The following is an 11,084-nucleotide window of genomic DNA, read 5'->3' as shown; positions in this document are numbered from 1 at the left end:
TCGATCCTTGGAGCTTGGCCCAGAAACGGTGGAAAAAGCGGCTCGGCCTGGTCTTGGGGCGTCGCCGTCTCCTACGCGACGCGAGCTTTTTACATGTGCTCAATGAGGACGAAGGGAAGCTGCTGGAACCTCTTCGGCTTGGCACGCCAATGGTGGTGGTACCGAATGGGGTCTTTGCCGCGGAGGTCGGTAAGCGACCGAATCCCGGGAGATTTTACCTTAGGTACCCACAGCTGGAGAATTCGCCATACATTCTTTTTTTAAGCCGGCTGCACTATAAGAAGGGGTTGGATTTCCTCGCTGCGATGTTTGCTAAGGTTGCCTCGGCAATCCCGGAAGTGAGACTCGTCGTGGTGGGTCCTGATGGCGGAGCCCTGGCGGACTTCGAGGGGCGGGTTCGCAATGCGGGGTTTGCGAATCGTGTCCTTGTTACTGGCCCGCTGTATGGGTCGGCCAAATCCGAGGCGTTGGCGGATGCGGCATGTTTTTGCCTCCCAAGCCGCCAGGAGGGGTTCAGTATGGCCATAACCGAGGCCCTGGCGATCGGTTGCCCTGTCCTAATTACTGAGAATTGCCATTTCCCCGAGGTCGCTACTGCGGGTGCGGGGCTAGTCGTTCCGCTCAGCGTCGCTGAGTTGGCAGACGCGGCATCAAGGATCCTGCGGAGTTCCGCTCTTAGAACCAGAATGGGGCAAGAAGGGCTCGCGCTGGTGAGAAAGAGCTATACCTGGGAACGTATATCAGAGTACCTTGAGGCTGCCTATCGTCGACATTTCCGGACTAGATAACTCGAAGGATAATCCAGCGGTAAGGAGGCGATGCTGCTGTAGGCGCCCCTTGCACACCCACGCCGGGAGTGAACATGCGAATGCGATCGATAGTGCGAAGATTACGAACCGTAGGTAGGATTCTTGTCGGCAGGGATCTCCTTGTGAGGCGAGATGTGCGTGTTCGGAAAGAACGATTCGGTTCTGAATACGGCGGTTGGGATTTGGCGATTGAACACCTCGTGCGTGATCCTGTCATATATTCATTTGGGGTGGGAGAAGATATTTCTTTTGAACGAGCGCTTATCGACAGGTTCAAATTAACGGTACATGCATTCGACCCTACGCCGAAATCTATAAAATGGATAATGAGTCAGAAGCTCCCCGATGGGTTTATCATGCATCAGTATGGGATAGCAGCAACTGACGGGATGCTACAGTTTAATCCCCCGGAGAATCCCGCGCACGTTTCCTACACGCTGACGGATCGTCCGTCGGCCGATGGGGCTACGATATCCGCGCCTGTGAAGCGACTTGCGACGGTAATGCGTGAGCTAGGCCACACGCACATAGATGTCCTGAAGATGGATATTGAGGGCGCTGAGTACGAAGTTATCGGCGACTTGGTGGCATCAAAGATTTTCCCCGCACAACTATTGGTTGAGTTTCATCACCGTCTCCCAAATATCGGCAGTGGTCGGACGAAGGATGCGATAGAGATGCTTCGTCAAACCGGGTACCTGCTATTTTCTATTTCACCTACCAACGAAGAGTTCGCATTCATCCTGCGTACAAGCTAATTGCACCGAAGGTTGGTGGGTCGTGAGCATGCCCGAAAGGTGCCGAAATTGTGTTGAAGTGACAACGCCAAGTTGCTCTAAGATCCCAAACGCCGGGCCCACGAGCTTGGGGGAAACGCGGGCTACCGACAGGCATCGGGCTTTCGGGGTACTTGATTCAGAATTTCCCAAAGGTGCTTCTGATAGCCATCAGATTGCTTGACTCGGTCCCCGAAACGGGAAGTCCGTGATCTTTGCTCCAGGGTCGTGCCAGACGGGGGCGTTGCGCGAGTCATCGCCTCTGAAAAACAACGCATGTAACGCGGTACTGTTTAAATAGCCACGGGAGGTATCGCGCTGCGTTCCACCAGGATCGCGGTCGGTAAAACGGAACGGAAAGCCGCAAGAGCGTCTTTGCGAATAGGGAACGATCCGCAAGTAGTCGATTCAGATAGGTTCCGCACGGAAGTATCGTGGACGTCGCTATCGAACAGTTGGGGAAAAAGGTAAACAGTTCCTCCGGTGTCGGCCGAAATCCCGTGTCGATCGGATCGGGATGATAGGGGTATCGGTAAGGGACTGTAACGATCAATAGCCCCCCGGGCTCCAGAACGCCTTCGAGTGCCCGGCAGATGGCCATCCGATCCTCGACGTGCTCTAATAAGTTCGCGCATAAGATACTTTTAAGTTGGAGGCTGGCTAGAGTCTCCAAAAAATGCGGATCCGTCAGGTCTCCTGAAATATCGATCCCAACATCTTTTTTTATATCTGCGTGTATAAATCGAATGCCGTTTCGGGTCGCGGGCGCAATCACAAATTCGTTTATCCACGGTTGGATCTCGCGGCGAAACTTTTCTGTAGAAGCCCCAACGTTCAAGATCGGTGAGATTGAATGGGGATCCACCGTGGACAAGACTGTTCCGAGCCACTTCGCTTCGTCTGGGAGCATGGGCGCAACCTGGGTATGGATGTCTGGGCCGTTCGGGTCCAGTGATAAATGGACACCAAAATTTAGGCGGCGCGATACGTGCTGCGCCGGGTCATGCCGCCCGGGTCATGCCGCGATCCTGGCGGCTTCATGGTAATACACACTGTCTGGTGTCTGCCTGTCAAGCGACGAATGCCGTCGCTTGGTATCGTAGAACGTAGAGTACCTGGCTCGGACGGCCGATCACGGGGTTTCTCAGCAGGTACGAATAGACCTTGTGCGCTTGGTCGGCCAGATTCAGGCTGCACTTCGGGTGCAGTGCTGCCAGCCCCGTGGTATGCATCAGGCGCTGCACACGCTTACCGTTGGCCCGATGGCCCTCATCCTGTAGTCTCTGGTGCGCCGGCTGCCGTAGTAGGGTGATCCATGTGGTAGAACGCGTTCAGCGGCCCCTAGACCAAGCCCCGCATGCGCTTTCCGAGATGGTCGTGGATCTGGCGCTCAACGATCTCGACGTCATGGCTCTGCTTTGGCGTACCCTTTTCCATGGTGGTGACCTCCTTCTTCTGGTCATTGGCGTTTGGTGCCCAAATCACTGCTTTCCTCCAGAGTCTGTTGCTCATGATGGAGGAAAGCACCTCTCATCACCCAGTCAATGTTCAAGGAGTGGGGTTCACCTCTCAGAGAAGAGCCTGAACGGGGGGGTTGGTGAGCTGGTTCAGGCGGCCGGGTTGTCGGTGTTGTTAATGGAACGGAACCGCTGACCCCGGACTTCGTTGGGGGATTGGGCTGGCTCATTGTCGCCGATGGGATCGGCAATTGCATCCAGTTGCTCGAAGGTGATGCCTCCTGGCCGTTCTACACAGACGTGAGCAACAATACCCACTCCTTCTCCTGGCCAGCAGGATACCGTGCAACCTGAGCAGGACGAAGCAAGCGCTCCGAGTATACAGCACTGGTAGTCGCAGTGTTGCAGCGCCCCATGCCGACACCCGCGCGGGCAAAGTGAGTACATGCTGCCCATTGGGTCCGCCGGCACCCATCGTGGTCACCGTTGCGATAGGCGGAGCTAGTGCGTGTGCCCTGCTACCGCATTGATGCCCGCGCGGTATGCCGCGGCATTTGGGGGTATCGTCTATCCACCACCTTAGCGCGTGAGCCGGCGGACCCTGGTCCACGGCTTCACGGTTTCATAGGTGGTCTGCGCGGCCCAATGTTACTGGGTTTTGCACACACACGCCGAAACGTGTTTCTTCGCGTCTCGGGTCTTCTGTTGACGGTACGCGCCTCCTGGCGACGCAAACCAAGCCGAAAATTCCCGAGACGAACAACCACAGCGCCGCTGGCAGGCGCACTAAAACGGGTGCGATGTCGGTCGCCTCCAGCGTTGCCGGTGGCACGGACCCGGCCGGGAACAACACGTAGTACTGGGAGCCCGGGGTGATTGTGCGATACCCACTGTCACCTACCCAAGCTCCGCTAGACGGTGTAGGGCTCGTCGTAGCGCCCAGCAGGAATTTGTTCGACCCATAAAGCGTAAATGTGTTGCCGTTGAGGTTACTCAGGCTCAAATTCGGGCTTTGCGAGCTGAACGAAATGGTATCGTTTTTTGCGTTGACTGGCAGGTAACCCAGCGATGGATTCAACGAGGTATTACCCGGACGGAAGATGCCGAAGCTCGTGATCCCGTTGGTACAGAACGTGCCACTTCCGCAGCTTCCGTTAAAAAGCAGTCCGATCAAATAAGAGAGATTGGTCGCGTTGAAGTTGCTATCCGTATTGTACCAAACGGTCGACGCGTACACCGGCGCTGACGGTAGGACGGTTCCTGCGACAGCCAACGCAAACACGGTTGCCAGCCGAGCCCCAATTGGCAGGGAGAACGATGAAATAGAACTCATGGCCGAAGTACTCCTCTATCAGTGGCACTGCCCTGCCCCAAGTTGAGGCCGGGCACGGACCCCCTCAAAAGCTCAAAGCCCAACAGATACCGAGTAATCGGTTTTAGTCGGCGAGTACCACAGCCGTTACCTAACGGCTTTGCCTGCGGTGTTGCAATGTCTGTACCAGTTCGCGGGGTGTTAGGTAAGATACTGTTTCCAAACTTGGAACTAGTAGGCGCGCGGGAAAGGAAGTAGCAAATACCCGTATCTACCGCACTTTAACAGCGCGTATTTTCTGGAGTTGCACCAATGGGGATCGGTGAACCAGGGTGCAGAACGGTAAGGTGCTTTCCGTTATTTCGACCGAGCGCGTAGACTACCGACGGCTCGATGATTCTTAACCGACAGCTTCGTTATCTAACCTGCAGGACGCCCGATGACGTTGGTACTGGTGGATACCAGACGCAACGCGTGGCTGGTGCAAGCGACGCACACGCGTATGGGTCTTCGACTGTCTGAGCTTGCAGAGGTGGCCATTGAAGGTGGCGGCCAAGCAAGCTTCCTGGCGGGTCTGGCCGAACACCCGGTAGGCGCGTTCACAGAGCTTGCGGGTGGCCGGTCCCGAGAGGGCGGCGTGCAGGGTGTCGAGCTCGGCCAGCAGGCGAACATCGGCGGGGGTATAGCGGAGGGGAAACGGTTCGGCCGGCGGGCCGCCGCGGTCAATGATGCGGCCACACTCGCGGAATTGGTCGATAAGGCGGGCAATCTGGGCTCGCGAGACCCCGGTGACGTTCCCCAGATAGCGGTACGGCTACCCTTTGTTTGGCTGGGGAAGCCGAGCATAGGCGATGCGGCGCAGTTCCGCGGCGACCAACGGGTAGCCGGCCGGCCCGGGGCAGCAAAACCGAGGGGTTGGATGGCCTCTGAGGAAGGCGCTGATCTGCTCCAGCCGCTGGAGAGCATGGGTCTTCAGGCTCACGAGCATCATCCTCGATGATGCTCGACCCCGGACCGCCTTGAGGCTGATCTCCCGCCGGAATTACACCCAACTTCAGGCTCATGTGTCGTTGGAACAAGCTTGGACTGGAAAAAAACCTTGCCCGGTAATACGATGAATCTCCCGGGGGCGTGGCGTCGCCGGGTGGATACGGGGCGATTTCGGAGATGGGGGATATTCACGCTGTCGAGGACTATGGGTGGCGCGACGCAGAGCGCACGGGCTCGCACCGGTATATAGAACCGGCGGTGATTTCCTGGTTAGGGCGGCTGGGTGCGCGTCGCGTCCTTGACCTGGGGTGCGGAAACGGATTCTTGTGCAGGACACTCAAGGACGCGGGCTACGAGGTGGTCGGTTGCGACGCAGATAGGCGGGGGATCGAGCTCGCGCGATCGCGTAGCCCGGATATCCGGTTCGAAGTAGTGGAAATCGGATCGCCTCCGGAGGCCGTCGGTGAGGCGTCCTTTGACGCTGTGGTTTCGACAGAGGTGGTCGAACACCTCTATAGTCCCCACAGGCTGCCTGAGTTCGCGCATCCACTGGTGAAGGAGGGTGGACATCTGATCGTGACGACACCCTACCATGGGTATCTCAAGAATTTGACGCTGGCCCTGCTTGATCGTTGGGATTCCCACCATGCGCCCTTGTGGGAGGGCGGGCACATCAAGTTCTGGTCGCGCGCGACGCTGACCGCACTTCTGGAACGCGGCGGGTACCATGTGGTCGGGTTCTCCGGCGTGGGACGCGTGCCGCTGCTCTGGAAAAGCATGGTAATGGTTGCCCGTAAGCTCTGATCCGGTGCGCGTGCCGCCCAGCCCAGCCCCATCCGGTTTCCAAGCGGCACGGCCAGTGCACATACCCTCAGCCGAAGATAACAGTCTCTAGCCGGACCTTAGGAGGAGTCATGGTCAGCAACACAGCGCCGCGAGAGGGCGGACTATGGCGCACGCCGATTGGATCGTGGGCGCTCTTTTCCCTGCTGCTCGCGTTGCTGTCGTGGGTGTTTCGCGGGAGCCTGGGATTCCTCGTCCGGTCGTGGGCGCAGCCGGAGTACGGCTATGCCTATCTGATCCCCTTTATCAGCGCGTTCCTCATCTGGCAGCGCAAAGATCGGCTGGAAGCGTTGGTTTTCACCGGTTCCAGCGCCGGGGTGGCGCTCGTGGCGCTCGGTCTTCTGGTCTCCCTTGCAGGTCGGCTCGGTGCCGTGCATACGGTGATCCAGTACGGCGTGTTCTTTACGGTGCTCGGCATGTTCTGGGCGTTCTACGGAACTAAGGCCTTCCGGACCGTCGCCGTGCCGTTGCTGTTGCTGGGATTCGCCATTCCGCTGCCCGGTTTTTTTTACCAAACCTTGTCGAATAACCTGCAGCTGCTCTCCTCGCGACTGGGTGTGGATCTCATCCACCTCTTTAACGTTCCGGTGTTTCTGGAGGGCAATGTGATCGACCTGGGGGTCTACAAGCTCCAGGTCGTCGAGGCGTGCAGCGGGTTGCGTTATCTGTTCCCGCTGACGACGTTGGCGTTCGTCGCGGCTTACCTCTATCAGGCGGCGCTCTGGAAACGTGCTGTGGTGTTTTTGTCGGCACTCCCGATCACGGTATTCATGAACAGCTTCCGCATCGGTGTGATCGGAATGTTGGTCGGGTACTGGGGGATCAGTCAGGCCGAGGGGTTCCTGCACTGGTTTGAGGGGTGGGCAATCTTCATGGCCTGTATTTTATTGCTGCTGGCGGAGATGTGGGTGCTCACCCGGATCGGCCGCGATCGCAGGCCATTCCGCGAGGCGTTCAGTCTCGATTTTCCCGCCCCTACGCCCCCAGGCGTGCCGGTGCGTGCGCGCCGGATTCCAACAGCGTTCTGGTGGGCGTGTGCCTTGCTCCTGGTGGTCGGGATCTCTGCGCTGATGATTCCCAACGCCAAGGACGTGATTCCGGCACGGAGAAGTTTCACCGAGTTTCCGTTGCGACTGGGGCCGTGGACTGGAACGCCAGACGCGTTGGGGGAGATCTACCTGCGTTCGCTCAATCTGGACGACTACATTCTGGCGGATTACCGGGACCCGAGGAGCCAAGATCCGGTCAATCTGTATATCGGTTACTACGACGTGCAACGCGCCAACAAGGTGCCCCACTCGCCCAAGGCGTGCCTTCCCGGTGGTGGCTGGCTCATGACGAGTATTGGCCTGCACTACGTCAAGGGCGTCAGCGTGAGCGGGGTCCCGCTGCGCGTCAACCGGGTGGTGATCTCCCGGGAGGGGTATCAGCAGCTCGTCTACTACTGGTTCCAGGAACGCGGGCGGGTTATCACGAATGAATATGCGGCGAAGTATTACATTCTGGTGGATTCGATCACCCGCCACCGGACCGACGGCGCCCTGGTGAGGCTCGTCACGATGGTGGGGCCCAATGGAACCCTCAAGGCCGCCGACCAACGGCTGACCGCATTCGCCCGCCGCCTTGCGCCGATCCTGCCGACGTACGTGCCGGATTGACGCCTCCGTGGTGCTGTTCATGACATTCATCATCGCCTTGGCGGTCACGATGACGCTGATCCCACCATTGGCGGCCTTGGGGCGCCGCTATGCGCTCGTCGACGAGCCCGGAGACCGCAAGGTCCATACGATTCCGGTCCCGCGGGTGGGTGGAGTCGCGATGGTGCTCGGCTCCGTCGTGGCGCTGGCGATCTGGGGCCCGATGCATTGGGCGCTGCGGGGGCTGTTGCCGGGGCTCGCGGTGTTGTTGCTATTCGGCGTCTGGGATGACGTACGCAATCTCGGCTATCGGCTGAAGTTCGCCGGCCAGTTCGTGGCGGCGGCTATCGTGGTGGTGCTGGGCGGCGTCAAGATTTCGGTTTGCCCGTTTTTTGGCCTGATGCCGGTTTCTGACGGGTTCGCGATCCCGCTTACGATCGTTGCGATCGTCGGGGTGACCAACGCGATCAACCTGTCGGATGGGCTGGACGGTCTAGCGGCCGGGATCTCGCTGCTCTCCCTGGCGGGGATCTCGCTGCTGGGGTATTCGTCGGGCGGCGCGGATCTGGTGGTTACCTGCGCGGCGGTGGGCGGGGCAATCTTCGGGTTTCTGCGCTTCAATACGTATCCGGCCAAGGTGTTTATGGGCGACACCGGGAGCCAGTTCCTGGGATTCGCGATTGTGGTGCTGGCGATTCAGTTGACCCAGCATACGAACACCGCGCTCAATCCGGCGCTGCCCCTGCTGCTGGTGGGGGTCCCGATCATCGATACGGTGTATGTGATGGTCCGGCGGATCCGCGCGGGGAGATCGCCGTTCGCCCCCGACCAGGGGCATGTCCATCACCGCCTGCTCTCCGGTGGATTGGCCCACTACGAGGCGGTGGCCGTGATCTACCTGGCGCAGATTGCCTTTATCTCGGCCGCCGTGCTGCTGCGTTACTACACCGACGGGGTTGTGGTCGGCGTCTATCTTGCGCTCGCGGCGGGGTTCCTGCTGGTGGTGGTACGGGCGGGTCGCGTGCTGCACGGCGTCACCCACTCGCGGCTCACGGACTGGGTCGGCGCCGTGGACCGCAGCCCATGGTCGCGTAGGATCCCGGCCCTCGTGATCACCTGCGGGATGCCTTTGTACCTGCTGTCGGGTGCCTTGGCCGTCCCCGGGGTGCCGCGCGACATCGAACTCAGCGCCGCTGGGGTATTGCTGCTCTTGGGCGCGCGGCTGATCGTCGGTGACCGAATGCGGTTTTTACCGCTTCGGCTGCTGGTCTTCCCCGCAATCGCCTTCGCAGTCTACGTGATCCACATCAGTGGGGGCTACGGGACCGGCACGAGCCACGCGGTGCAGATCGGACTCCTTTCGCTGATCGGCGTTGCCATGTATTTTTCGATTCGATACACCCATGACACCACGTTCCGGACTACGCCAACGGACCTGTTGGTGATCGCCGTGGCGATCGGGATCGGGATCCTGTACGAGCAAGGGATGATCGATGCCGGCCTGGCCCCGATGGTGGTAGAATTGGTGCTCCTTTTCTATTGTGGTGAGATCGCGATGCGCCGCATGCGTGGGCGCTGGAACTGTCTGACCATCGGCATCCTTGCGGTCCTGGCGGCGCTCGCCCGCGGCTTGTTCTGAGCGCTGCCCAGACCGCCCCTGCCCGATCGGCTGGGTGTGGAGGCGGTGTCCGGGGCTTTACTTCTGCTATGATGGCCAAATACTTGCCGGTACCTGGCGACGCGCCGAAACGGCGCGGCACGCGGTGGGGCTGCAACCCGGCGCCGTCGATGGCACGAGCGTTCTTCAGGAGAGATGGCATGAGACGATCGATGAGTGCCGGCCGGTGGCTGGTAATCCTGGTGGTGGCGCTGTCGGTCGCGGGTTGTGGCAGCCGCGAGGATCGGATGCATGCCTACCTGAAGCGTGGGCAGACCTTCCTGGCGAAAGGTGAATACGCCAAGGCGGGCGTCGAACTCCGCAATGCCTTGCAGATCGAGCCGAAGAACGCGGAGGGTCATTACCTCCTCGGTACCGTCCTGCAGCATGAAGGTGATATGCGCCGCGCGTTCGGCCAGTACAAGTCGGCGGCGGATCAGGACCCCAAATACGTGGAGCCGCGCGAGAAGCTGGCGCGGATCTATCTCGCCGTCCACCAACTCGACAAGGCGCACGAGACGATCAAGGCCATTCTGGCGTTAAAGCCCGGGGACCCGGGCGCATTGACCGTACAGGCGGCGGTTCTCGCCACCGAGGGCAAGAAGCAGGAGGCGCTGGCGCAGGCACGCAGCCTGTTCCAGAAGGACTCACACAACACCGACGCGGCGATCCTGCTCGCCAACCTCTACGCGGACCTGGGTCCCAAGGCCAAGGCGGGGACGACTCTGGAGGACGCGATCCGGGACAATCCGAAGAACATTCCCTTGCGGCTCTGGCTAGCGCGCTTCTATGTGGGCGCGAAACAGCCCGACAACGCGGAGCGGGTCTATCGCAAGGTGGTGGAACTCGCGCCGGACAACCCGGACTACCGCACCGCGCTGGCGATCTTTTATGCACAGACCGGAAAGCTTGGGGAGGCGGAGAAGACGCTGCGGGACGCAACCCGGATCGACCCAGAAAAGGCCAAGCCGTATTTGGTATTGGCTGATTTTCTCGCCAAGCGCAAGAGCGTAGCCGAGGCCGAGCAGGAGTTGCAGACCGCAAGCGCGGCGCATCCGGATCTCTACGATCTGAGATTCGCGCTGGCAGGTTTGTACGCGCAGGCCGATAACCCGGGGAAGGCGAAGGCGGTCTACAAGCAGATCATTGCCGATAAGGGCGAGGACCTCACCAACCCGGTCGGACTCCGGGCCCGCGACATGCTGGCCTCGCTTTACGCGGGGGAAAACAAGCTCGCCAAAGCGCAGGGTCTGATCGACGGGGTGCTCAAGAACAATCCCGGGGACAACGGGGCGTTGTTGCTCCAGGGGAAGATTGCCCTACAGCAAGGCAAACCCCTGGCGGCTGTAGCTGCCTTCCGCGGGCTTCTGAAGGATCAACCGGACTCCGTAGAGGTGCTGACGCTGTTGGCGATGGCGCACCTGCGGAACCACGAGCCGGAGCTGGCGCGCGACAATCTGCAGCGGGCGGCGCAGCTCAATCCCAAAGATCCCGGGGCGCGGGTGCGGCTGGCGCGATTCTTCCTGCAGTCGGGTGATCAGAAGAAGGCGCTGGACGAGGTGGGCAAGGGCCTGAAGGTGGATCCCAATAACCTTGGTCTGTT

General features: G+C 60.0%; 7 protein-coding genes. All 7 read left to right on the top strand.

Annotated elements, in window-relative coordinates:
• Positions 1-14: 14 nt before the first annotated feature.
• On the top strand, positions 15-788 hold the full coding sequence (locus B7Z66_14825; GenBank protein OYV74923.1) for a hypothetical protein: 774 nt from the start codon (positions 15-17) through the stop codon (positions 786-788).
• Positions 789-862: 74 nt separating this feature from the next.
• Positions 863-1,567, top strand: a complete 705-nt coding sequence (locus tag B7Z66_14820; GenBank protein OYV74922.1) for a hypothetical protein — start codon at positions 863-865, stop codon at positions 1,565-1,567.
• A 3,226-nt stretch (positions 1,568-4,793) separates the two neighbouring features.
• Positions 4,794-5,354: a hypothetical protein gene (locus B7Z66_14815; GenBank protein OYV74921.1), complete on the top strand. Its 561-nt coding sequence runs from the start codon at positions 4,794-4,796 to the stop codon at positions 5,352-5,354.
• A gap of 167 nt (positions 5,355-5,521) precedes the next feature.
• On the top strand, positions 5,522-6,148 hold the full coding sequence (locus B7Z66_14810; GenBank protein OYV74920.1) for an SAM-dependent methyltransferase: 627 nt from the start codon (positions 5,522-5,524) through the stop codon (positions 6,146-6,148).
• A 110-nt stretch (positions 6,149-6,258) separates the two neighbouring features.
• Positions 6,259-7,845 carry a VPLPA-CTERM-specific exosortase XrtD gene (locus B7Z66_14805; GenBank protein OYV74919.1) on the top strand — a complete coding sequence of 529 codons (1,587 nt, stop codon included), beginning with the start codon at positions 6,259-6,261 and terminating at the stop codon, positions 7,843-7,845.
• 7 nt (positions 7,846-7,852) lie between these two features.
• Entirely contained in the window at positions 7,853-9,463 is a 1,611-nt protein-coding gene (locus B7Z66_14800) for a hypothetical protein (protein OYV74918.1), read from the top strand.
• Positions 9,464-9,654: 191 nt separating this feature from the next.
• Positions 9,655-11,084 (top strand): hypothetical protein (locus B7Z66_14795; GenBank protein ID OYV74917.1); only part of this gene is annotated, 1,430 nt, incomplete at its 3' end.

The organism is Chromatiales bacterium 21-64-14 (genome assembly GCA_002255365.1).
Lineage (GTDB): Bacteria > Pseudomonadota > Gammaproteobacteria > 21-64-14 > 21-64-14 > 21-64-14.
This window is presented reverse-complemented; position numbering and strand designations above follow the sequence as displayed.

Bases quoted from the DNA above. Each gene is read 5' to 3' on its own strand.
- B7Z66_14820 (OYV74922.1), top strand. From the start codon at position 863: ATGCGAATGCGATCGATAGTGCGAAGATTACGAACCGTAGGTAGGATT.
- B7Z66_14815 (OYV74921.1), top strand. From the start codon at position 4,794: ATGACGTTGGTACTGGTGGATACCAGACGCAACGCGTGGCTGGTGCAA.
- B7Z66_14810 (OYV74920.1), top strand. From the start codon at position 5,522: ATGGGGGATATTCACGCTGTCGAGGACTATGGGTGGCGCGACGCAGAG.
- B7Z66_14805 (OYV74919.1), top strand. From the start codon at position 6,259: ATGGTCAGCAACACAGCGCCGCGAGAGGGCGGACTATGGCGCACGCCG.